The sequence below is a fragment of the Mesorhizobium shonense genome, from assembly GCF_040545255.1.
GTDB classification, from domain to species: Bacteria; Pseudomonadota; Alphaproteobacteria; order Rhizobiales; family Rhizobiaceae; genus Mesorhizobium; species Mesorhizobium shonense.
Genome location: NZ_JBEPLM010000031.1, coordinates 20,895 through 43,157, shown reverse-complemented (window position 1 = coordinate 43,157; position 22,263 = coordinate 20,895). Strand labels below are relative to the sequence as shown.

General features: G+C 61.7%; 16 protein-coding genes and 7 pseudogenes. 9 read left to right on the top strand and 14 right to left on the bottom strand.

Annotation, left to right across the window (positions count from 1 at the left end; all coding sequences use genetic code 11):
* Both ABID26_RS35805 and ABID26_RS35800 read left to right on the top strand, forming a co-directional pair.
* A pseudogene (locus ABID26_RS35805) lies at positions 1-237 on the top strand (IS66 family transposase); the annotation flags it as partial.
* Positions 232-1,205, top strand: a pseudogene (locus tag ABID26_RS35800) (adenosine kinase). The pseudogenes ABID26_RS35805 and ABID26_RS35800, both read left to right, overlap by 6 nt.
* Positions 1,206-1,933: 728 nt before the next feature.
* On the opposite strand, the gene glmS reads toward ABID26_RS35800, so the two are convergent.
* From glmS to ABID26_RS35760, 8 genes and pseudogenes are all read right to left on the bottom strand, one after another.
* Positions 1,934-3,757: a glutamine--fructose-6-phosphate transaminase (isomerizing) gene (glmS, locus tag ABID26_RS35795; RefSeq protein WP_354418210.1), complete on the bottom strand. Its 1,824-nt coding sequence runs from the start codon at positions 3,755-3,757 to the stop codon at positions 1,934-1,936.
* 442 nt (positions 3,758-4,199) lie between these two features.
* Positions 4,200-5,310, bottom strand: a pseudogene (locus ABID26_RS35790) (IS1634 family transposase); the annotation flags it as partial.
* Between the two features lie 352 nt (positions 5,311-5,662).
* Positions 5,663-5,923 carry a reverse transcriptase domain-containing protein gene (locus ABID26_RS35785; protein ID WP_354418209.1) on the bottom strand — a complete coding sequence of 87 codons (261 nt, stop codon included), beginning with the start codon at positions 5,921-5,923 and terminating at the stop codon, positions 5,663-5,665.
* Entirely contained in the window at positions 5,805-6,281 is a 477-nt protein-coding gene (locus tag ABID26_RS35780) for a reverse transcriptase domain-containing protein (protein ID WP_354418207.1), read from the bottom strand. The genes ABID26_RS35785 and ABID26_RS35780 overlap by 119 nt, the downstream gene beginning before the upstream one ends.
* Positions 6,282-6,999: 718 nt before the next feature.
* A complete protein-coding gene (gene ltrA / locus ABID26_RS35775) occupies positions 7,000-8,322 on the bottom strand; it encodes a group II intron reverse transcriptase/maturase (protein ID WP_354418216.1) in 1,323 nt (440 codons plus the stop codon).
* Between the two features lie 613 nt (positions 8,323-8,935).
* Positions 8,936-10,141 carry a 3-oxoadipyl-CoA thiolase gene (gene pcaF, locus ABID26_RS35770; RefSeq protein ID WP_354418205.1) on the bottom strand — a complete coding sequence of 402 codons (1,206 nt, stop codon included), beginning with the start codon at positions 10,139-10,141 and terminating at the stop codon, positions 8,936-8,938.
* The gene (locus ABID26_RS35765; RefSeq protein WP_354418203.1) at positions 10,142-10,945 is read right to left on the bottom strand and encodes a CoA-transferase subunit beta; all 804 of its coding nucleotides are present in this window, start codon (positions 10,943-10,945) and stop codon (positions 10,142-10,144) included.
* The gene (locus ABID26_RS35760; protein ID WP_354418201.1) at positions 10,942-11,799 is read right to left on the bottom strand and encodes a CoA transferase subunit A; all 858 of its coding nucleotides are present in this window, start codon (positions 11,797-11,799) and stop codon (positions 10,942-10,944) included. The genes ABID26_RS35765 and ABID26_RS35760 overlap by 4 nt, the downstream gene beginning before the upstream one ends.
* A gap of 106 nt (positions 11,800-11,905) precedes the next feature.
* Here ABID26_RS35760 and ABID26_RS35755 point away from each other — a divergent pair, with 106 nt between their 5' ends.
* Complete coding sequence (locus tag ABID26_RS35755) at positions 11,906-12,676, top strand: IclR family transcriptional regulator domain-containing protein (RefSeq protein ID WP_354418200.1); 771 nt, start codon at positions 11,906-11,908, stop codon at positions 12,674-12,676.
* A gap of 434 nt (positions 12,677-13,110) precedes the next feature.
* On the opposite strand, the gene ABID26_RS35750 is transcribed toward ABID26_RS35755, so the two are convergent.
* Positions 13,111-13,410: a hypothetical protein gene (locus ABID26_RS35750; protein ID WP_354418199.1), complete on the bottom strand. Its 300-nt coding sequence runs from the start codon at positions 13,408-13,410 to the stop codon at positions 13,111-13,113.
* 345 nt (positions 13,411-13,755) lie between these two features.
* Here ABID26_RS35750 and ABID26_RS35745 point away from each other — a divergent pair, with 345 nt between their 5' ends.
* From ABID26_RS35745 to ABID26_RS35725, 5 genes and pseudogenes are all read left to right on the top strand, one after another.
* Entirely contained in the window at positions 13,756-13,956 is a 201-nt protein-coding gene (locus tag ABID26_RS35745) for a hypothetical protein (protein WP_354418197.1), read from the top strand.
* Positions 13,946-14,215, top strand: a pseudogene (locus ABID26_RS35740) (recombinase family protein); the annotation flags it as partial. The gene ABID26_RS35745 and the pseudogene ABID26_RS35740, both read left to right, overlap by 11 nt.
* A 13-nt stretch (positions 14,216-14,228) precedes the next feature.
* Positions 14,229-14,627 (top strand): serine integrase family protein, encoded by a 399-nt coding sequence (locus tag ABID26_RS35735; RefSeq protein WP_354418219.1) that lies wholly within the window; start codon positions 14,229-14,231, stop codon positions 14,625-14,627.
* A 30-nt stretch (positions 14,628-14,657) separates the two neighbouring features.
* A pseudogene (locus ABID26_RS35730) lies at positions 14,658-15,029 on the top strand (recombinase family protein); the annotation flags it as partial.
* Between the two features lie 25 nt (positions 15,030-15,054).
* Positions 15,055-15,363, top strand: a complete 309-nt coding sequence (locus ABID26_RS35725; protein ID WP_354418217.1) for a hypothetical protein — start codon at positions 15,055-15,057, stop codon at positions 15,361-15,363.
* A 660-nt stretch (positions 15,364-16,023) separates the two neighbouring features.
* Here ABID26_RS35725 and ABID26_RS35720 read toward each other — a convergent pair.
* Together ABID26_RS35720 and ABID26_RS35715 are read right to left on the bottom strand one after the other, a co-directional pair.
* Positions 16,024-16,152, bottom strand: a complete 129-nt coding sequence (locus tag ABID26_RS35720) for an integrase core domain-containing protein (protein ID WP_354418214.1) — start codon at positions 16,150-16,152, stop codon at positions 16,024-16,026.
* Positions 16,153-16,183: 31 nt separating this feature from the next.
* Positions 16,184-16,852, bottom strand: a pseudogene (locus tag ABID26_RS35715) (helix-turn-helix domain-containing protein); the annotation flags it as partial.
* A gap of 867 nt (positions 16,853-17,719) precedes the next feature.
* On the opposite strand from ABID26_RS35715, the gene ABID26_RS35710 reads away from it, so the two are divergent.
* Positions 17,720-19,027, top strand: coding sequence for an NAD(P)/FAD-dependent oxidoreductase (locus tag ABID26_RS35710; protein ID WP_354418196.1), 1,308 nt, complete (start codon positions 17,720-17,722; stop codon positions 19,025-19,027).
* Here ABID26_RS35710 and ABID26_RS35705 read toward each other — a convergent pair.
* From ABID26_RS35705 to ABID26_RS35695, 3 genes and pseudogenes are all read right to left on the bottom strand, one after another.
* On the bottom strand, positions 19,024-19,704 hold the full coding sequence (locus tag ABID26_RS35705) for a helix-turn-helix domain-containing protein (protein ID WP_354418195.1): 681 nt from the start codon (positions 19,702-19,704) through the stop codon (positions 19,024-19,026). The two genes, ABID26_RS35710 and ABID26_RS35705, sit on opposite strands and share 4 nt — an antisense overlap.
* 998 nt (positions 19,705-20,702) lie before the next feature.
* The gene (locus tag ABID26_RS35700) at positions 20,703-21,488 is read right to left on the bottom strand and encodes an IclR family transcriptional regulator (protein WP_354418193.1); all 786 of its coding nucleotides are present in this window, start codon (positions 21,486-21,488) and stop codon (positions 20,703-20,705) included.
* Between the two features lie 375 nt (positions 21,489-21,863).
* A pseudogene (locus tag ABID26_RS35695) lies at positions 21,864-22,124 on the bottom strand (IS630 family transposase); the annotation flags it as partial.
* Positions 22,125-22,263 lie beyond the last annotated feature (139 nt).

Here is a 22,263-nt window from a genome sequence, read left to right as displayed (position 1 = left end):
GCTCCGGCGCCCGCCCGGCTGATCGAAGGCGGTCTGCCGACCGAGGCGACGGTCGCCCAGGTTCTGGTCTCCAAATATGCCGATCACCTGCCGCTCTATCGTCAGGCGCAGATCTACGCGCGGCAGGGTATCAACCTCGACCGTTCCACGCTCGCCGACTGTGTCGGCCGCGCGGCCTGGCATCTGCGTCCAGTCCACGAGCGGCTGCTGGAGAAGCTGAAAGCCTCGCCGATGCTTTGCATCGGCAATGCCATTGTCGACATCATCGCCCAGTGCGACGAGGCCTTTCTCGAGACCAACGGCATCATCAAGGGCGCGATGAACCTCATCGACACCCGGCGCGCCGAGCTGCTCTACAGCCGCATGGGGCCGGCGATCGAGGCTTCCGGCGGCAGCGCCGGCAACACGGCGGCGGGCGTGGCGAGCTTCGGCGGCAGCGCCGCCTTCTTCGGCAAGGTGTCGAACGATGCGCTTGGCGAAATCTACACCCACGATATCCACGCCCAGGGCGTGGCCTTCGACACCAGGCCGCTCAAGGGCGAGCCGCCGACGGCGCGCTCGATGATCTTCGTCACGCCGGACGGCGAGCGCTCGATGAACACCTATCTCGGCGCCTGCGTCGAGCTCGGGCCGGAAGATGTCGAGGCCGACAAGGCGGCCGGAGCCAGGGTCACCTATTTCGAGGGGTATCTTTGGGATCCGCCGCGCGCCAAGGAAGCGATCCGGCAGACCGCGAAGCTGGCGCCGCCGGCCGCGAAGTGTCTATGACGCTGTCGGATCCCTTCTGCGTCGACCGCTACCGCGACGAGTTCCTCGAGCTGATGCGCTCAGGCACCGTCGACATCGTTTTCGCCAACAGACATGAGATCAAGTCGCTCTACCAGACCGCTTCCTTCGAGGAGGCGCTCGCCGCCATCCGCAAGGACTGCAAAATAGCCGCTGTCACCCGATCCGAAAAAGGCTCGGTGATCGTGCGCGGCGACGAGACCGTCATCATCGAGGCGACGGCAATCAAGGAGCTGGTCGACACCACCGGCGCCGGCGACCTCTACGCCGCCGGCTTCCTCTACGGCTACACGACCGGACGCAGCCTCAAGGAATGCGGCGATCTCGGCTCGCTGGCGGCCGGGCTGATGATCCAGCAGATCGGCCCGCGTCCGCGCCAGAATCTGCGCCGCGAGGCCGAACAGGCAGGGCTGCTGTAGGGGCTTGCCAAGGACTAGTTTCTTTCCTCCTAGTGAAAGCTGTTTAGCAAAGCGCGGGCAAATCGAAATGTCGCATGTGCATCCCGTTGAGGGCGGTTTTCCCCTTGGCGTTCTAGTCTCGTTACCGGAACACGGAAACGGGTTGGCGCCACTTACCGGTTTCAGGTGATCCTGATATCAGTCGGCGCGCGGACGCCCACATTCGCGTACTTCAGCAAGAGACTAGCCTCGCAGTTCTGCTGGCGCGCCACCCCGCCCTCGCGGCCCAATCGATCCGACCAAAGGCCTGGGCTCACAGCCCTTGCGCAGCCGGGCCGAACTGCCGTCTGGCCCAGTTCTGCACAGCGCGCCATTTGTCGATTTGGCCCGGCAGAGGTCAAGGAAAGGAAGGATCGTGTCGACGCCCTGAACGCGACCTGCTGGGCGCTTCGCTGGCCATTACCGTCACCGGGGCCAATGCCGACCTCGCGGTTATCGCCATCGTTCGTCGCGCGGGTTTTCGGTGATCACGAACACCATTTTTACTTTCGGTCATGCGCACTGGGCGCCGGCTAGTAACGCACGTGGCTGAATTCGGTGGGGTGCCCACAATGTCGGTAGAGCAATAAGATATATCCATCAGCTGCGTACCCTAATCTGCATCTCGTCGACATCCAAGTGCCGGTGCGACGCGCTTTGTCACTTGGAGGGCATTTCCGATGGACGGCCCAGCTATGAGCGCGTCACAATCATTCGACGGTGACTGATTTTGCGAGGTTGCGCGGCTGGTCGACATCTGTGCCCATGAAGACCGCTGTGTGATAGGCAAGAAGCTGTATGGGCAGCGAAAAGATCATCGGCGCGATAATCTCGTCGACAGCTGGCAGCACGATCGTGTGCATGGTGTCGAGCTTGGATGCAGTTGCTCCTTTTTCATCGGTGACGAGGATAACCCGCCCTCCACGGGCGGCGACTTCCTCCATATTGGAGACGGTCTTGTTGAAAAAGCGATCAAATGGCGCGATGACGATCACCGGCATGTCCTTGTCTATCAATGCGATCGGACCGTGCTTCAATTCACCCGCCGCATAGCCCTCGGCGTGGATGTAGGAAATCTCCTTGAGCTTCAGGGCACCTTCCATCGCCAGTGGGAAACTGGTGCCACGGCCAAGATATAGGGCGTCACGATACTTGGATAATTCGCGCGCCAGAAGCTCTATCTGAGGTTGGATGCTATTCAGGACCTGGCCCATAATGCGCGGCATTTCGGCAAGGCTCCGGACCAGCGCCTGCACCTCATTTTCGGTTACCGTTCCGCGGGTCCGGGCGGCGCTGATGGCAAGTGCGGCAAGAACGGCAAGCTGGCAGGTGAAGGCCTTGGTGGAGGCGACGCCGATCTCCGGGCCGGCAAGGATCGGGAAGACCGCGTCGGCCTCCCGAGCGATACTCGATTCGGCGGCATTGACGATCGCGCCAATTTTCAGTCCAAGCTTCTTGCAGTATCTCAGCGAGGCCAGCGTATCGGCGGTTTCGCCAGATTGCGAAATGAAAAGAGCAGCAGACTGGGGCGACAACGGGATCTCGCGGTAGCGAAATTCGGACGCAACGTCGATTTCGACTGGCAGGCGAGCATAGTGCTCGAACCAGTATTTTCCGATCAGTCCGGCGAGGTAGGCGGTGCCGCAGGCAGAGATCGCCAGGCTCGGAATGCTGGCAAAATCGAAGCTAGGAATCGGATCGGCGGGGTTCTCGATTAAACTGATATAATTGGCGAGCACATAGGCGATGGCTTCGGGCTGCTCATAGATTTCCTTCTCCATGAAGTGGCGATGTTTGCCCTTGTTGGCCAGATAAGCTGTAGCCATGGAGGTATGACGCGGACGCTCTACGGGGTAGCCGTCGAAATCGAAGATATCGGCACCCCCCTTGCCGATTACGGCCCAGTCACCGTCGATGAGATAGGTGACTTCATTTGTGAAGGGGGCAAGCGCGATCGCGTCGGATGCCAGAAACATCTCGCCGTCGCCGTGGCCGATCGCCAGCGGTGGTCCATTGCGCGCCGCCATGATGCTCGACGGATCATCCTCGAACAGGATCGCGAGCGCATAGGCGCCCTTGACGCGTTTCAGCATGGCATGCATTGCCTCACCCCGCCCCATCCCCTCCTGGCGGTGTCGCGCCAAGAGATGCGCGATGACCTCGGTGTCGGTGTCGGTCTGGAACTCGGCTCCCGCCGCCGCCAATTCCTCTTTCAACTCGGCGAAATTCTCGATGATACCGTTATGGACGACGGCCACACCGTCGGTAAAGTGCGGATGCGCATTGCCTTCCGTCGGCGCTCCGTGGGTTGCCCAGCGCGTGTGGGCGATGCCGATGGAGCCGTTCAGCGGCTCTGCCTTAAGTCTCGTCTCGAGATTGACGAGCTTGCCCTCAGCGCGCCTGCGCTGCAGGGCGCCCCCGGTGATCGTCGCAACGCCGGCGGAATCATAGCCGCGATATTCCAGACGCTTCAAGGCGTCGACCAACCGCTCCGACACGGGCTGTTGCCCTACGATACCAACAATCCCGCACATGCCGTCGCCGACTTCTTTCCGGCAGCCTCAGTCGACGCACCAATCACGACAAGGATACCCAACGCGCTGCAATTCAGGATCCCCTAATACGATTTTATTAGGACGGTAAAATTGATTGTTGGAATAGCAATCATCCACACGATAAATGGACCAAAGATGCGCGACGGCATTCCAACAGAGCCTTCGCCTTGTGCCAATTGCCGCGGGTATGGGTTGCGTCACTTTGTTGCGCGAGGACCGTTTCGATCCAGGCTGGCCGAAGCGGTTGATCTGCGTTCTGGCTTCCGGCCAGGGGAATTCATCGGTGCCAGAGCACGCGAAGGTCTTGCCCTCGCTCGCGCTGTTCTTCGGCTTCGGTTAGAACTAGCCCAACTTTCTCAACTGGAGAGATGCGGCGGGGAAAAATCGAGCCCGATCAAGAGGGGCACGGCGGAGGTCTCCACTACATGGCGGGCTGTGGTTGGCGGGTGTGACCGGCAGCAGTGATACGCGGTGGGGGCTGGGGCGGCAGGGTGAGGCCGAGTTGGCGCAGCAGGATGCTCTGGTCGGCGTTGGGCTCGGTATGGCGGGGGAGGATCAGGGTTCGGCCATCGGTGGTGGGGAAGTGGACGTCGAGCATCTGGATGGCGGCGAGCTTGTCGAGCACTGCACGGGGAGTGGGGCCGCCGGCCAGGGGCCTGAGCCGGGCGCGGAGCGTGACGTGCAGACAGTAGGCCAAGAAGGCGATGAAGATGTGGGGCCTCGATGCGTTGCTCCAGCTGGTGGTGGATCGGGCGCAGTTGCAGGTCGTCCTTCAGATTTTTGAAGGCGGCCTCGACTTCGACGAGTTGAATGTAGAACTGCCACAGCTGTGCAGGATCATGCCCGGCCAGATTGGTGCGGAGCAGGTAGCGGCCCTCGCGCCGACGCGTCTGGCGCAGCTTGTTGCGATCGAGGCGATAGGTGAAGGTCGGTGCGTTGCGGGCCACCGCGATGGTGACGAGCCGCCAGGCTGAGGGGGCCTTGGCGCGGGCGGCGCCAAGCTTCATCAGCAGGTCCTCACGCTTGAGGCGCATTGTGGAGAGCTGCTTGAGCCGGGCCCACAGCCACTTCAGCTGCCGGCGGCGCATCGCCCGCTCCTTGTCGATGCGGGCATTGCTCTGGGCCAGCACGTAGAGCTCGTCATCCCGGGTCAGCAGCTTGACGTCGACGCCCGGCCGCACGCCCTGCCAGGGCAGGTCGAGCAGCGCCGTCTCCAGCTGGGTGAGCCGTCCTTTGGGCGTTCCCACCAGGTAGGAGACGGGCGGATCGGCCTGGCGCATCTGGGCCAGCGTGTCTTCGGTGGGAATGCCGCGATCCATCACCCAGATGCGGTGCGCCTTGCCTTATTGCGCTTCGATCCGAGCGAGGAAGTCGCGCAGCGTCGTCTTGTCGGCGGTGTTGCCCGGCAGGACCTCGTAGGCCAGCGGAAATCCCTCCGGCGTGACGACCAGCGCAATGACCACCTGGACGCAGTCGCTGCGCTTGTCGCGCGAGCAGCCGTGGCGGCGCTTGTCGCTCTCGTTCTCGGGCGGATGTGGCCGCGCAGGACGCGGTTTATTTCCGCAACCTGATCACCGATTTTATAATACCGTATTCGCCGCATCAGCTCTTGCAGAGACAGAAGGCTGCGCTTTAGCCGAGATTTCTCGGCGCGCATCCCCACCTTGAAGTTGCCTTTTCGGTTACGCGTGCAGTACAGCGTCAGGCCCAGAAAGTAGATCGTTTCCGGGCGGTTCCTGCCGCGCTTGCCCGCGTTTCGCTGCGCGAACCGACCAAACTCGACCAACTTGGTCTTGGACGGCTCGAGAGCAAGGCCGAACTTGCCCAACCGGTGACGAAGAGCATCTGCGAAGCGGAGCGCATCCTCACGATATTGGAAGCAGATCACAAGTCGTCGATATAGCGCACCAGCCGGGCTTCGCCCCGCAACCGGACCTTCACCACGCGCTCGAACCAAAGGTCGAGCACATAGTGCAGGTACAGGTTGCTCAGCAGCACGCTGATCGATCCGCCTTGTGGAGTTCCCTCATCGCTTGGATGGACCGCTCCATCTTCCAGAATACCCGCTTTCAACCAACGCCGGATCAGGCAGATCAGAGCGCGGATCACCGACTCGATGTTCAACAAACCGGAGCACCCATTCATGGTCGAGACTCCCGAAGAAGTTCTTCAAATCCGCCTCTAGTACCCAACTGATCTTGCCACCTGCGATAACCTCGTTGAGGGTCGCCAGAGCATGATGGGCACTCAACCCAGGCCGCCCGCCGAACGAACAGGGCAAGAAGTCCTGCTCATAGATGGCCGACAGCACCTCAGCCGTGGTGCGTTGGAGTGCCCGGTAAGAGACAGTCGGAACGCCAAGAGGGCGCTTTTCCGTCTTGCCGGGCTTGGGGATGTAGACCCGCCGAATGTTCGGCGCCCGATACCCCTGGCGGTGTGGACTGAAGCATTGGCCCAATCCATCCGTCGAAGTCTTTCCTCGCCGCCTCCACCGTCTGTCCATCCACCCCGGCGGCCGAGCGCTTCGGTATCTGTAAAAGATTCCTCTGCACTCGTTCGCGCGTGATGTGATGGGCCAGCGAGGTAAAGCGGAGCTTTGGCTCACTTCGAGCTTTCACTGCTATTTGTTCAAGTTTCGTTTCCATGGTCAGCTGATCTTCTCTTTGAATAGAAGGCTGTGACTCCCGTTGAATGGAGCCCATGTCGCCCTGGAACAATTCAACTGCCGCTGACCGCTTCCCCTTGTAGCCGGCTCTCCCGACCTCTGAGTACTATCAGTGAGTCTGACTTCCACCCGACCATCAGCCCTTCTCACCTGAACGGCTTGGCAGGTTCTAAGCTTGCGCTTGAGCCGGATGGATCTCCCTTGTTCGCGTCAATGCCTTCGGTTGCATGCTTGCGGTACGAACCCCGGGAGCACCTCAGGCCGCTTGCGATAACGCCGCCTTTGATTCCGCCTTCCCCTTTGAGAGACAGGGTCGGCTACTCCGATCACGTTCGATTTCGGGGCTATATTCCCGTTCACTTCATTCCGGCCTACAACCTCCCTGCCTACGCTTCGCAGCGGCCGTTGCCGGACGCCACGCAAGACTCGGTTCGCAGCTGTTCGCTAGGCTTTACCGCGGCCGTCATCGCAGACGGCAGACTTCAACGCGCTTGCAAGGCGCAACGCTCATCAAACCGGACGTGCGGATTTCCCGCATCCGGCTTTCCGACTGGCTTCATCGCGAGGCACACGGCGATGGCCCAATGTGCACGCGTCGCAGACGCAAGACGCCAAGTTCGCCGAAGACTTGATCGTCGGAGAACCTCTGCGTGCCGCGTCCTTGCACCTTGTGCCGTTTGCATAGGAATGCGCGTACCCGGTCGTGGACGTGGTTGTCGACCGCCCGATAGGCAGGCAGACGCGTTCCGTAGCCAAAGTAGGCAGACCAGCCGCGCAGAAGCCTGTTCAGCTGAGTCCGCACTTCGGGCCATGGCTCTTTGTTGCCGGTAACCAGGAGGTCACCAACCTTCGTCTTGATCCGCTGCACGCTCTTCTTGGACGGGCTCGCGCCCAAGTACCAATGGCCGTCTTTGCGGAAGCGGTGCGGGCCGAACCGGTAGCCAAGGAATTCAAAGTGCTCCGTGCGGGCATCCTTCACCGAGGTCTTCGCCTCGTTGAAGGTGAGCCCGAGTTTCGTCATCACCATACGTGCCCACGCCAGCGCCTCGGCCGCATGACCGCGGCTGAGGATGACGAAGTCATCGGCATAGGAGATGACGTGTGCACGGAACGCCTCGCCGCGTCCGGTGAGCCGCCAATGCTTCAGGAAACGGTTCATGTAGATGACCGAGAGCAGCGGGCTTGCGACCCCGCCCTGCGGCGTGCCGCACGTGCTGCTCTTGCCACCGCTCATGTGCCGTTTCCCGTCACCGTCCCGCTCTTCGATCGGCGCTTTCAGCCGCAGCTTGATCAGCCGCAGCACGTGCCGGTCGACAATGCGTCGGGCCACCGATTTGAGGAGGTCCGAATGCGGGATCGTGTCGAAGTATTTCGACAGATCGGCGTCTACAACGTCGGTATAGCCCCGGCAGACAAGCCGGTGCACTTCCTTGATTGCGTCGGTCCCACTGCGTCTGGGCCGATAGCCATAGGCGCTATCCTCGAAGTTCGCCTCGAAGATCGGTTCCAGCACCAGCTTGGCGGCGGTCTGGGCCACCCGATCCCGGATAGTCGGGATGCCGAGCGGACGCTCTCCGCCCCCCGGCTTTGGCAGCATTACCCGTCGCACCGGCTGTGGCCGGTAAGTCTTCGAGACGAGTTCCTCGCGCAGGCCCGCCAGCCACTTCTCCACACCTTCCGCCTCGATCTGCGCGAAGGTCATCTCGTCCACGCCCGGCGCACCCGCATTGGCGCGGGCCAGTGCATAGGCATGGCGCAAAATGTCTTCGCGGCAGATCTTGTCGTAAAGCGCGTAGAAGCGGAAAGCGGGCTCCGCCTTCGCCTTACAATACAGCTTCCTCTGCAGGTTCCTGATCTTTTCGGGTGTTTCCAGGTTCATCGCCAATCACCCCATCCTCACCAGCTTCAAAAGCACACCAGAAGTCAGGGTCCTTCCCTCCACCGGCATTACCCGGCTTCACAAGTATTATGACCCTGTCCGACTCCCGCCGGCACCGCCGCCCTGACAGCTGCGTTGAGGCCGCTACCCTCATGCCGAACGGGTCTCCCCAGTTGCCCGCATCACCCTTCCAACGTGCCGTGCCCAATACCCCGGCGGATCAAACGGGTGCCCATGTCGATTGCTTCCCCGTTCACGCGGCCTTCCCCGAATCTCAGCCAGGTCGGCATCCGCAATTTCACTTTCGAGGCCTGCTCAGGCTTTACTCACATTACGGCCCACTGGATTGCTCAACCGCCCAAGGCGGCCTTTGTCACGAGGCTTCGACCCGGCCAGTTACCCGACCAAATCGCTCGTCAGCTACCAGACCTATCGACTACTATCTGGGTGGAACCTTCCTCCACTGGTGATACGCGCCATCTGGGCGCACTGAGAAAGTTGGGCTAGACTAACTTTTCGGCGCCTACGACGCTGACCTAGTAGGACGATCTGAGCGACCGCGAGCATGAGGTGCTCGAAGCTGTTTCTGTTTCCTATCGATCGGCCGTAGCGCCTACACTCGCTCCAGTGCGATGGCGATGCCCTGGCCGACGCCGATGCACATCGTAGCAAGCGCGTAGCGGCCGCCGCGTTCGCGCAGCTCCAACGCCGCCGTGCCGGTGATGCGCGCGCCGGACATGCCGAGCGGGTGGCCAAGCGCGATCGCTCCGCCGTTCGGATTGACGTGCGCGGCGTCCTCGGCGATGCCGAGCTGGCGCAGCACGGCAATGCCTTGCGAGGCAAATGCTTCGTTCAATTCGACGACATCGAACTGGCTCGGTGTCAGCCCGAGGCGGGCGCAAAGCTTTTTCGTGACGGGCGCCGGGCCGATGCCCATGATGCGCGGGGCGACGCCGGCGACGGCACCGCCGAGGATGCGGGCGATCGGCGTCAGGCCATGCTTCTTCGCCGCTGCTTCCGAGGCGACGATGAGGGCGGCGGCGCCGTCATTGACGCCGGAAGCGTTGCCGGCGGTCACCGTACCGCCTTGGCGGAAGGGCGTCGGCAGTTTGGCCAGCGCTTCAATCGTCGTGCCGGCACGTGGATGCTCGTCCTTCGCGACGACGATCGGATCGCCCTTCCTCTGCGGGATTGTCACCGGCGTGATCTCCTTCGCCAGCCGGCCATTGGCTTGCGCGGCGACCGCCTTGTCCTGGCTGCGCACGGCGAAGGCGTCCTGGTCGGCGCGGGAGATGGAAAAATCCTCGGCGACGTTCTCGCCGGTTTCCGGCATGGAATCGACGCCGTATTGCTTCTTCATCAGCGGGTTGATGAAGCGCCAGCCTATGGTGGTGTCGTATATCTCGGCATTGCGCGAAAAGGCGGTTTCGGCCTTCGGCATGACGAGGGGCGCGCGGCTCATCGATTCCACGCCGCCGGCAATCATCAACTCCGCTTCGCCGGCCTTGATGGCGCGCGCGGAGATGGTGACGGCATCCATGCCCGAACCACACAGACGATTGACGGTCGAGCCCGAAATGTCCTGAGGGAGGCCGGCAAGCAGCAGCGCCATGCGCGCGACGTTGCGGTTGTCCTCGCCGGCCTGGTTGGCGCAGCCATAGACGACGTCGTCGACCGCAGTCCAGTCGACGCCGGCGTTGCGCTCGACCAGCGCCTTCAGAGGAATGGCGCCGAGGTCGTCGGCGCGCACCGAGGACAGCGCGCCGCCGAAGCGGCCGATCGGCGTGCGGATGTAATCGCAGATGAAGGCCTCAGCCATTTATGCAGCTTTCCCTTTGGCGGTCCCTTGATGCGCGGCCTTGGTGCGGGCCTGCAGGTCGCGCAATGTCTTCAACTCGAGTTCCGTCGGCGCCGGCGTCTCGTCAAGGGCCTCGGCGAATTTTACGGCCCAGCCACAGGTTGCCTGCACCTCTTCGCGCGTGACGCCCGGATGCAGCGACACGACGGTGAATTCCTTGGTGACAGGGTCCGGCTTCCAGATGGCGAGGTCGGTGATCAAAAGCGTCGGACCGGCCGTGTTGATGCCAAGGCGCCTGCGGTGGTCGCCGCCCTCGCCGTGGCCAAAGGAGGTGAAGAAGTCGATCGCCTCTACCATGCCGCGCTTCGACTGCACCATGGTGATGTAGACCTCTCTCGACGAGATCGCGATCTCAGGCGCGCCGCCGCCACCGGGCAGCCGCGTCTTCGGGTGCGCATAGTCGCCAATGACGGTGGTGTTGATGTTGCCGTACTTGTCCAACTGGGCCGCACCCAGGAAGCCGATCGAGATGCGGCCGCCCTGCAGCCAGTAGCGGAACATCTCCGGCACCGCGACCGTAGTCACCGCGGTCTCGCACAATTCGCCGTCGCCGATCGACAGCGGCAGAACGTCGGGCGCGGTGCCGATGGTGCCGCTTTCGTAGATCAGCGTGATGTCGGGCGCATGGGTCAGCCGCGCGACGTTGCAGGCGGCCGATGGCGCGCCGATGCCGACGAAGCAGACATCGTCGTTCTTCAACGCTCGGCTGGCGGCGATCGTCATCATCTCGTTGGGGGTGAAGCCCAGGCTTGGCGTGTCGCTCATGCGGCCTTCCTCAGATGCTCGACGCGGGCGGCAAAATCGTCCGCCGTGCTTTCGATGACGTTCTGCTGCATCCAGGCCCGGAACCTGTCGCGGTCGGCGGCGATCTTGTCCCATTCGAGATAGGCGGCGTTGTCGCGTTCGTAGTAGCCATGCGTATAGGAAGGGTGGGAGCCGCCGGGAACGACCGAGATCGCCGCGATCGTCCAGCTCGGCAGCACGGTGAGATTGGGATGGAGGTCGTCGAAATTGTCGACCACTTCCTCGACCGTAACAACCGCGCGCTTTGCGGCCAGCAGGGCCTCTTTCTGGATGCCGATGATGCCCTCGACCAGCACATTGCCCTTCCGGTCGGCCTTCTGCGCGTGGATGAAGGTGACGTCGGGCCGGATCGCCGGAACGGCGGCAAGCTCCTCGCCGGTAAATGGACAGGTGACGGATTTGATGTTCGGATTGACCGCGGCGAGACCGGCGCCGCGATAGCCGCGAAACACCGCGCAAGGCAGGCCGGCGGCGCCCGCCTCATAGGCGTTGGCCATGCCGGCGTGGCTGTGCTCCTCGACCTCGATCGCACGCGGAAAGCCGTTCTCGACGGCGTCGCGGACGCGCCTGAGCAGGCCGACGCCCGGATTGCCGAGGTAGGAGAAGACGATCTTCCTCGCCATGCCCATGCCGATCATCTGATCGTAGATCAGGTCGGGCGTCATGCGGATCAGCGTCAGGTCGCGAAAGCCCTGGCGGATCGCCTCATGCGCGGCGGCCGTCGGGATCAGATGGGTGAAGCCTTCGAAAGCGACCATGTCGCCATCGTGCAAATTCTCCGCGACAGCTTCCTTCAGCGGGAGGAACTTGACCATCTCCAGGCTCCGTAACTGGAAAAGTTCGTATTGCGAACATATGTTTTATATGAGATACTTTTAGCTCCAAACTTTGCCTGGAGTCAACGCTGGCCTGGAAAGGTTCATGGAAGAGGAATCCATTTCACGCGACCATGTCGGCTCGCTGGAACGCGGCTTGACGGTGATGGAAATCCTCGCGCGCCATCCGGCCGGCATGACGCTGACCGAGATGGCCGAAGAGGCTGACCTCACCCGCGCTGGCGCCCGCCGCTTCCTGCTGACATTGGTCGCCACGGGCTATGCGACGCAGTCCGGCCGGCTGTTCTCGCTGTCGCCGCGTCTCTTGACCGTCGCGCGGACATGGCTCGGCGGCGCTTCGCTCTGGACCTTCGTCGCGCCGATCATGCGCGAGGTGGCGACCAAATTCGACGAAGCCTGCAACGCGGCGGTGCTGTCGGGCGAGGACGTCGTCTATGTCGCGCGCATCCCCGGACGGCGAATCCTGAGCGTCGCGCTTGATGTCGGGACCAGGCTGCCGGCCTATTGCACGTCGATGGGACGCGTGCTGCTTTCCGGCCTGCCGGCGGACGATTTGAAGGCCTTCCTGACGCAAGCGACCATCGAGCGGCGGACCCCGAAGACGGTCACCAGCCGCGCCGCGCTCGGCAAGGCCATCGACAAGGCGAGGGCGGAGGGCTTCGCCGTCGTCGATGAAGAACTGGAGCTCGGCCTGCGCTCGATCGCGGTGCCGATCGTCGATCGCGCCGGCCGCACCGTCGCAGCCATCAACGTCTCGACGCAATCGGCGCGTTTCTCGGTCCTAGCGATGGAACGCGACATCCTGCCTGTGCTGGGGCAGGCTAAGCAGCGCGTCGAGGAGTTCTTCTTCGTTTGATCCGGCACCGTCGCGACTTGCGAGGGCGATTGAGGAACTATCCTATTTCGGGCTGATGTCCGAAAAACCGCTCGCGAGCAGTGCGGAGCCGGTCAAGTCAGGCCCTTGGGCCACCAGACTACCATCTCAGGTTGCGGCAGCGGCATCCCTCTGCCACGGTAAATTGTTACCTCGCGAAAATGTCAGGCAAACTTGCCCAATAATCTGACCAAGCGTTAGTATGTTGCGCTCAGGCTGCCCGCTGAGGACTTGCTCGTGTGCCGGAGGCTCCCCGCGCACTGTCGAACTCTTCCTAACGGGCAATCGCAACAGGTCCATCAACAACGCTATCATGGCGAAGTTTGTGGCCCGCATAGCGCATGTACTCCTTCAATGTGTTTGGACTGGGGACATCGCGAACAGGTGTGCGAAGACATCGCGAACAGTTTCCCATGCTAGTGGTGGAACTCGTTGAGGTCGATGGTTTGGATTTTCTGGTGTCGGAAGAAGACGTCGAAGACGCCGTCGATTTCGGTAGGCCTGAAGGCGACGACCTTGCCGGCGAAGGCGTTGCAGATCTTGAAGGCACGCCCGAACAGCGAGGTCGCGCCCTTCTGCTGGATTTTGCGCAGGAGGTCGCCGGCGGCGTACTCGAAGGGCGGCACGGTCTCGCAGAAGTCGCGGCTGGAAGGTCGGTAGCGGTCGAGCGGCACGGCGCCGGCAAGGCCGTCGTGCGGGCGCCTGGTGTTGTACAACTCGACGACTTAACACCCACGGGACTGGGATTGAACGCGAGCTTTGCTATCCGTGGCATCCGTGGGCCGGGCTGCAGGTCCATACCCATGAAGTGATCAAGAAGGGTGATGTGACGATTTTCCGCTGCAGCCTTTCCGGCCAAGCGTCGGACCGGTGGCTGGAGGTTCCGGCGTGGATGTTCGACCGATCGGCTGGCGTGAGCTGGCGCATCACGGCTGCCGCGCAGGTCGATCTTGCCGTGCTTGTCGCCTTGGCTGAGCTTCTCCGTGACACAGGCGTGCCGTCGCAATCTCAGAAGATCGGCGCAGCATCGGACTCTCACGACTCGAATCGGGGAGAGGTCCATGCCGCGCAAGCCCACGACTTACCAGTTCGATCTGTTCTCCAGGTTGAACGACACCGACATGATGATGGAGGCGCCGCGATGGCAGGCGCTGCCTGTCGAGACGCGTCGGTCAGTGACGAAGCTGATGGTGCGTCTGATCCTCGACCACGTCGGCGGCGATCGCGCCGGGCGACAGGAGGGCGCGGATCATGATGCATGAGAAGATCAGGCCGCACCATCTTCAGCGCAAGGCGATACTGTACGTGCGGCAGTCGTCGGTCCATCAGGTCCTGCACAACCGCGAGAGCAGCACGCTCCAATATGCGATGCGCGATCGCCTGACGGCGCTTGGGTGGTCTCGCGTCGAGACGGTCGATGATGATCTCGGCCGGTCCGCCGCCGGCGGCGTCGCACGCGCCGGTTTCGACCGAATGGTCGCGGAAGTCTGTCTCGGCAAGGTCGGCGCGGTCGCGGCGCGGGAAGTGTCGCGGTTTGCCCGCAACAGCCGCGACTGGCAGCAGCTCATCGAGATGTGCCGCGTCGTCGACACCGTGCCAGGAGACGGTCTATGCGCCGCGCCAAGGCAACGACCGGCTGCTGCTGGGGTTAAAGGGAAGCCTCAACGAGTACGAACTCGATCTTTTGCGCCAGCGGTCGCTCTCGGCCCGCTACGAGAAGGCACGCCGTGGCGAACTCGTGGTCGCGGCACCTGTCGGCTTCGTAAAGGTCGGGGATCGGCTCGAGAAGGATTCCGACCGCCGCGTGCAAGAGGCGATCATCCTTGTGTTCGACAAGGTCGCCGCGCTCGGCAGCGCCCGTCAGGCCTTGATGTGGTTCCTCGAGCATGGCCTGGATTTGCCCACCAGGCGCAACAACGGCGATGTCGTCTAGCGCAGACCCAGCTATGGCACGATCCACCGGATGATCGAGAACCCGATCTACGGCGGCGCCTATGCCTATGGTAGGACTCGTGCCGCGCCGGGATTTGGATCGACGGCTCCTCGGTCGGGCGTTCGTCGCCAGGCCCGGGAGGAATGGCTGGCTCTGATCCCGGGCAGCCATGAAGGTTACGTCAGTTGGGAACGAGCGGAGGCAATCCGCACAATGGTGAGCGACAACGTGCCAACGGGCCGGCATCACGGAGCACCGAAGCATGGCGATGCATTGCTCGCCGGGCTTGTCCGGTGCCGCCGCTGCGGCCGCAAGCTCACGGTGCGATACACCGGTATCAAGCACAACATCCCGCGCTATTCCTGCTGGCGGGGCCTGCTCGACAATGGCGAACCGCGCTGCATCGCCTTCGGCGGACTTCGCGTCGATGACGCTATTGAAGAGGCCCTTCTGCAGGTGGTCCGAGCCCGGCGCGGTCGCGGCTGCCGCCGAGGCCGAAGCGCAGGCTGCCAATCGCCGCGACCAGGTTCGGGACGCTCTCGGTCGCGATCTGGAGGCTGCACGCTACGTCGCCGACCGGGCTTTCCGGCAATATGACGCGGCCGACCCCGAGAACCGGCTGGTCGCCGCGGAACTGGAGACGCGGTGGAACCGTGCCCTCGCATATGTCGGCGAGATCGAGGGCAAGATCGCCACACACATGATACCGCAAGGGCGAAGCCGTCACCTGTGTTGACGATGGACCTTGGCGCTCTGGCCGCGAACCTCCACATCGTCTTGGCGGCACCGACGACAGATGCGCGGCTCAAGAAGCGCATCGCGCGTACCGTCATTCAGGAGGTGATCGCCGATATTGATGATGAAGCCTCCGAGATCGTCCTGCTGATCCACTGGATCGGCGGGGTTCACACCGAACTGCGCTTGCCGAAGCGGCGCCGCGGACAACGCAACAGCACCTCCGCCGACATCATCGCCGCCATGCGGCAACTGGTACTAATCGCCAGCGACGATCTGATTGCCGGCATTCTCAACCGCAACGGCCTGGTGACCGGGCATGGCAATCGCTGGACGCGCGAACGGGTCACGGCGCACCGGTCGCATCACAAGATTCCGGTCTTCCGACCGGCGCCGGAGGGCAACGAACCGTGGCTCAACCTGAACAAGGCCGCACGCCTTCTCGGCGTTGCACCGAAGACCCTCAGGCTCGCCGCCGAGACAGGCGAGATCGAAGGCGTTCATCCCCTGCCGGATGGTCCGTGGATCTTCAGCCGGTCAGAACTCGGAAAGCCGCATGCCCTGCAGATCGTTCATCGCGCGCGACAGAATCCCAAATACCCGCAGGATCGCATCCCGATCAGCAAAGCCTATTCCCTTCAACAACATAGACAGATGGGTGTTATGAAACAGGATTGTAGAGATGGCGCCAGCTGTCGAAGGCACTCTGGGCGTGCTGGAGGTTTTCGAAGGGCGGTCCCTGCAGCGCCTCGGCCTTGAGCGAGCGATGGAAGCGCTCCTCCTTGCCCAGCGTCTGGGGATGGTAGGGCCTGGCATGGCTGATGGGCCACGTCCATCTCGATCAGCCAGACGCCGAGCACGGTGAAGTTGTTGCGGCCACCGTCGCCCCAGGGCGGGCCGTTGTCGATGGCGATGCGCCACGGCAGGCCGTAGCGCCGAAACGCCGTGATCAGCCGTGCCTTGACGGTCTCGTTCGTCTGGTCGGGGCAGGCCTCCAGGGCCAGCGAGAAGCGCGAATGGTCGTCGAGCACAGTGAGCGGGTGCAACCGTCCCTGGCGCAGCGGCACATGGCCCTTGAAGTCCATCTGCCACAGATCGTTGGGGGCTTCGTGCTCGAAGCGGATGAAGGGCTGCGCGCCGCCGCCCAACGCACCCAGCTCGACCCCGTTGCGCCGCAAGATGCCGGTCACCGTCGAAGGGGCAATGGCGCCGATGCCGTCGCGCTCGAGCACGCCGGCGATCTTGCGCCCACCCCAGGCCGGACACTCCCGGCGCAGCGACACAACCGCCGCCTCCAGCACCGGCGGACTGCGCCGCGGGCTCGACTTCGGCCGCCGCGACCGCTCCGTCAGCCCGGCTACGCCTTCCGCGCGAAACCGCGCGATCAATTTGTGCCCGCAGGTTCGCCCGATCCCGAAGCGACGGCACAGCGCGCTCACATTGGCCCCTGGCGCCAGCGCCAACCTCACAAACTCTTCCTTCTGGCTCATCACGCTCCTGGCCTCGAATGGCACCCCGAACCTCCCCGCGCAAAGCGCACGAAACTGTTCGCGATGTCTTCGCACACCTGTTCGCGATGTCCCCAGTCCAAACACAATGCAGAAGGGGGTGGCCGGCTTCGCTTGAAACCCGGAACAAACGCGGCAATCGGCCACTTCGCCTTGCTCATTTCGATGACGGCGACGATCGTGTTATCCTATTGAAGAGCGGTAAGGGACCGGCTTGCCTCAAACGACTGCGACAATCGGGGGCCTCCTTCTGATCGTGGATCCAACGCGCCCAAAGGATGCCACACCTCGCCGCTCGCCTTATAGCATCTTCATCCCGGGACATCATCACGACTCTCTCTCTCTCTCTCTCTCTCTCTCTCTCTCTCTCTGCTGAGCAAGCTTGAGCGCTGTTTTAACAGCTCCCGAGCCGTCGCTTGTGCAATGGCCCTTCGCCAGTGTCTCCGGTCGGCGCGAGACCAACATCGGCAAGCCGCTCGCCAGATCCGCTCATGCAGGAGGGATTGGCCCCCCGTGTCGAGCTTAGCGGTTGCCGCGCAATCGAGTCCCCAACGCGGCGGCTCCGTGGCCAATGCGTGCCACAGGCAGCCACTCGAGGCGTCGAGATGCGTCTTGCCCTCGCTGTCTATTAGCCAACTGCTCGGTCCTGAGGTCACGAGAGTTGCCCTGGACGGTAGTGCGATGGATCGCTTGGCTTATCGGAAACTCCTACGAGTGATCCTTTTTGCAGGCCGGCACGTGACTCACAACCGCGATTGACGTGACCGTACATGCGAAGTATGTACCGGTAAACGGACTTTTGTCCCTAAAAACGGTTGCACGCACTCGCACCAACAGGTTAGCCACCAGATGCCTGACGTCACGACTTCTGATTTCAAATTCCTACCCTATTGGTGGGACGCTGCGGCCCCGACTGTAATTGAAGCGGGCAACCCCGATGCCGAATACGATGTCGTTGTTATCGGCAGTGGCTACACCGGAGTCAGCGCGGCGCTCCATCTAGCGCGCGCCGGGCGCAATGTCGCGATTTTCGATCGGCAGGATCCGGGCGCGGGCGCTTCACGCCGCAATGCGGGCTTCATCGGAAGGGTGCTTAAGAAGTCGTATTCCGATCTCTCGGATTCAAAGGGGAAAGGAGACGCCAAGGCCATCTATGCTGAACTTCACTCCGCCTACCGCTTTACGCTGGATCTCATTGAAAGCGAGGCCATCGCCTGCTTCGCTTCGCGCCCGGGCCGCTTCATCGGCGCGACGTCGAAGGGGCATTTTGATGCGCTCGCAGCGGATCTCGGCAGGATGCAAGCAGAGATGGGCTTCGACTATGCGATGGTGCCAGCCGGACGCCAACGGGAAGAATTGGGCACCGATCTTTACCTGGGCGGAGCGGTCATTCCGGACAGTGGCTGCCTTCATCCAGGTCTCTACCATAAGGGCTTGCTTGACCGTGCCATGGCGGCGGGGGTCAGCGTTTTCGGCCGCACTGAGGTAGAGGAGATCAGGGCGTCCAGCACTGGAAGCAGCGAAATCCGCACCACCAAAGGGGTGGTAAAGGCACGTGACGTGGTAGTGGGCACCAATGGCTACACCACAAACTTGGGGTGGTTCCGCCGCCGCGTTGTTCCGTTCCGTGCCTATATGGCTGCGACCGAGGTGATGCCGCGGTCGCAGCTGGAGAAGCTTATCCCCCTTGGACGGACAGTCGTCGATTCCAACACGAACATCGACTTCTTCCGTCCTGCACCGGATTCGAACCGGATCTTGTTCGGTGGCGCAACTGCGGCGCCGCTTGGCGGGCAAGATGAGATCGTAAGGCGCTTGAAAGCAATTCTCGATCGCGTGCTGCCTGACGCGCGTGACCTGAGGTTGAGCCATGCGTGGAGCGGCTATTGTGCTGGGACGTTTGACCTGATGCCGCATATGGGCAGTAAAGGGCGCGTCCATTACGGCCTGGGTTATAATTTCTCCGGCATCACTCTGGGAACTACCTTCGGCAGGAAAATCGCCGGGCGCATTCTCGGCGAGCGTGGCGTGAACAGCATGTTCGCGACCACCAAATTTCCCACGATGCCCTTCTATAGCGGAACGCCATGGTTTCTCGGCCTCGTCATGCGTTATTTTGATTGGCATGACCGCCAGATCGCGCGGCGTGGGACTTAATTGGGACTAACCGCGAGCTTCTTTCGACCTAGCGAGAAGACATTGGCGAATTCAGCGGCTGTCCGCTCGAGATTTTCCTGGAGAACCGGCACACGTTGTGATCCAATGCGTTCAGCGGGGCCTGTTATACCGAGCGCATATATCGGAGGCTGATCCGGTCCCAGAATGATCGGATAGACGATGGTGAAGAGACCCCCTAAGTGCTCGCCATTCTCCATAGTATAACCGTGCTTACGTGTCTTTCGATGCCCTAGCGCATGGGGCAGCAGAACGTGGCCGGGCAGAACATCGACGTCGACATTTGCGTCAGGCGGTTCCATCAAGATTGACTGTATTGTGGCCCCGCAAAGTCGTACGATAAAGCAAGTCTCTCCGGTCTCCTCGGCGAGGCCCTTCAGGAGTCGCTTGCTGGCGAGTTCTAACCAGGCAGTGTCTGACTGGAGGATTTGCGAAAGCCTGCGGCCAAGCTTGAACGTGCCACGTCGACCGCCCTTTTCAATCAAATCGCTGGCGGTCAGCGCGGAAAGAAGTCTGTTCACCGTGGTCCTAGGCAGCCCAAGCATCACCTCGAGTTCACGCGCATTGAGTCCATCGGGCGGACCGAGAACGGCTTCGATGATCGCAATATACCGCTCGAGCGGACCGGATTTCGCTTCACGGTTCCTAGTCGAGGTCACGGCAAAGATTCCCTCCCTTTGGCCTTGATATGCTTCCGCTAACGATTTGTGTTGCTTGGCCAAACTTATCGGCCTCGAAGTCTCTAACGTCGCGATAACTCTAAGCGATACGCGCATGCTCGTCATCGGTCAGCGAGGCCGGAAAGTGAATTCACGAAAGAGTGCGGTGACGGTCGAAGCCCCACTATGTCGGCGCAACAAAGGGGCCTTGTGCGCATTTTTCGACTAGTACTCGCGGCGAAGGCTACCATATGCGCTTCCCGCTCAACAGCTCTGTAGAATGTTATCATCGACGTTGTCGTTCAATCGGATTCGCATCAGCCAACAGCTGACTTAGGAATCATCGGCAGGTCGATCTCCGGGCAGCGCTTTCTACAGAACGCCGACCACGCGAGGAGCTGACGTGGACGAAATTGTCGCAGCACCATCGATACTCGGTTTGGTTCGTGGCAGATCGAAATGCCGTAAAAGCCTGCCAGCTGTCGCATACACCACCTCGGCGCTTGTAATGCCAGCAACGTCATGGGTCGCGCGGCAGAGAACATTCGCGGTTCAGCACGTCGAAATCGCTGTAACGACACGGATTGCTTCGGCCCTTTCCGCCGCGAGATAGTCATACCGAGCTGGTTCGGCTGACAGGGCAATTGGATGAAGGCCAGACGCCGTTCTGCTTGGACGAATAACGGACCATTTCTGCTTGTGTCTTCTGCAGGATGAGCGCTCTTCTTGCCACTGGCTGTTAACTCCGACCTTGCATCCTGTGCGGACGTCCGAGTGAACATCAGCAAAGCTTTCAGCCGTGCTTGACCTTGGACTCTCGTGAGATTGCCGTCGAATTTGAGTGACCATACCTCTATCAGCGACTTGCGGTCGTGAAAGTTCTGTAAACTTGTTTGAAGGATTTGTTATAACGGTCGATGATCCCGCAAAGTCGCGACACCCGGAGCGATCGGCGCATCGCAGTTGCTGGCCAGGCTCTCACGCTTCTCGCTTATAGCCTACGATTTTTTCTTCCCATTTGGAGTGAAGACCTTTGCAAACTCAGCAGCCGTCTGCCGCAGCTTCGTTACCCACAAGGAGAGCGGCTGGCTTGCCATTCTCTCAGCCGGCCCTGTCATTCCTAGGGCGTAAATTGGTGCCTGCCCTTCCATCAGAATGATAGGGCACGCGATTGTAAATAAACCTCTCACCTGCTCCCCGTTTTCGACGGCATAACCCTGCCCTCGGATCCGATGGTACTCCTCCTCCAGTTCCGCTCTATCAATTATCGTGTGAGGTGTGAGTCTCTTTAGTTCCGTCTGCAAGATCGCCTCGCGCAGATTTTGTTCCTGCATGGCAGTTAAAAGCTTGCCTGTTGCCGTTGCGTGCGGAGGCAGGATGTGACCGGGAGTGACGTATACCCCTACGCTTGCATCCGGCGATTCCATAACCAAGGAGCGCACGGTCGCCCCATATAGCCGTACGATAAAGCAAGTCTCTCCACTTTCCTCTGCGAGAGACTTGAGCAGACGCTTGCTAGCGAACTCAATCCACGCGGTATCTGACTGAAGGATTTGAGATAAACGCGGGCCTAGGACGAATGAGCCTCGGCGTTCGCCAGATACCAAAAGGTCGCTTGCCACCAGGGCCGAGAGGAGGCGATTGACCGTCGTCTTCGGCAGACCCAGCATGGTCTCGAGATCACGCGTGGTCAGACCGTCCGGCGCGCTGACGACCGCTTCCAGGACGGTGACGTAACGCTCCAAAGGTCCGGATTTCGGCTCGTGGATCTTGCTGGCGGGCAAAGTTTGACTATCCCTTCTTCGACACATTCGCGTCCCGACGAAGCTAGATCGGATTCAACGATTCCGGTCAAGGAAGTTCAGGCGGCGACCTCCGCTTGCTATGTAGTCCTATGATCTAACGCTCCACATGTACGCGCCACCCCCTTGCCTCCGGCACCGCTGCGGTAATAAATCCGAAAACTGGTCATGATATCCGAAAAGCGGGAGCAATGTCGATGTCAAGTGTAATTCTTCCGCCCCGGGAACCCCGGCCGGCGACGAAGAAGAGTGGCAATGATGGCTCGCGGAATGCCCCCGCTCGCGCCGGCCCGCAGCCGCGAATGCCGATGTCAGCGTGAATTGGACATGGTAGTGCCGCCGTCAAGTCAGCCGTTACCCAACCAGCGCGGTTTTATGAGTAGCATAGTGATCCATGACGATGTGGGCGTCGAGGTCCGGCGGAATACTGGCATCGAGCTGCTACAGGAAGTCCAGGAACTCGGTGGGCCGGTGCTGTTTGTAGCGCTTGCCAATAACGAAGCCGGAGGCGACGTCGAGCGCTACAGACAGCGAGGTGGCGCCGGGCCCGACATAGCTATGTGTCTGGCGCTCGGGGATGCCCGGCATTATCGGCAGCATGGGCTGCTCCCGGTCGAGGCCGAAGCAGGCTCTGCGTCGACAGGTGACACAGCGCAACCAGATTGTCCGGCAGAGATCTCTCGATCGAAGAACGTGATCCAGTCGATCCTTATAGCCGCCTGATCCCCTCCTGCCCCCATGCCGACCTGCGCGGCAC

What these genes read in the sequence shown, in the direction of transcription:
- ABID26_RS35755 (WP_354418200.1), top strand. Translation starts at nt 11,906, where the DNA reads ATGGAAGAGGAATCCATTTCACGCGACCATGTCGGCTCGCTGGAACGC.
- ABID26_RS35745 (WP_354418197.1), top strand. Translation starts at nt 13,756, where the DNA reads ATGCCGCGCAAGCCCACGACTTACCAGTTCGATCTGTTCTCCAGGTTG.
- ABID26_RS35765 (WP_354418203.1), bottom strand. Translation starts at nt 10,945, where the DNA reads ATGAGCGACACGCCAAGCCTGGGCTTCACCCCCAACGAGATGATGACG.
- glmS (WP_354418210.1), bottom strand. Translation starts at nt 3,757, where the DNA reads ATGTGCGGGATTGTTGGTATCGTAGGGCAACAGCCCGTGTCGGAGCGG.
- ABID26_RS35780 (WP_354418207.1), bottom strand. Translation starts at nt 6,281, where the DNA reads ATGGACAGACGGTGGAGGCGGCGAGGAAAGACTTCGACGGATGGATTG.
- ABID26_RS35785 (WP_354418209.1), bottom strand. Translation starts at nt 5,923, where the DNA reads ATGAATGGGTGCTCCGGTTTGTTGAACATCGAGTCGGTGATCCGCGCT.
- ABID26_RS35760 (WP_354418201.1), bottom strand. Translation starts at nt 11,799, where the DNA reads ATGGTCAAGTTCCTCCCGCTGAAGGAAGCTGTCGCGGAGAATTTGCAC.
- ltrA (WP_354418216.1), bottom strand. Translation starts at nt 8,322, where the DNA reads ATGAACCTGGAAACACCCGAAAAGATCAGGAACCTGCAGAGGAAGCTG.
- ABID26_RS35725 (WP_354418217.1), top strand. Translation starts at nt 15,055, where the DNA reads ATGACGCTATTGAAGAGGCCCTTCTGCAGGTGGTCCGAGCCCGGCGCG.
- ABID26_RS35710 (WP_354418196.1), top strand. Translation starts at nt 17,720, where the DNA reads ATGCCTGACGTCACGACTTCTGATTTCAAATTCCTACCCTATTGGTGG.
- pcaF (WP_354418205.1), bottom strand. Translation starts at nt 10,141, where the DNA reads ATGGCTGAGGCCTTCATCTGCGATTACATCCGCACGCCGATCGGCCGC.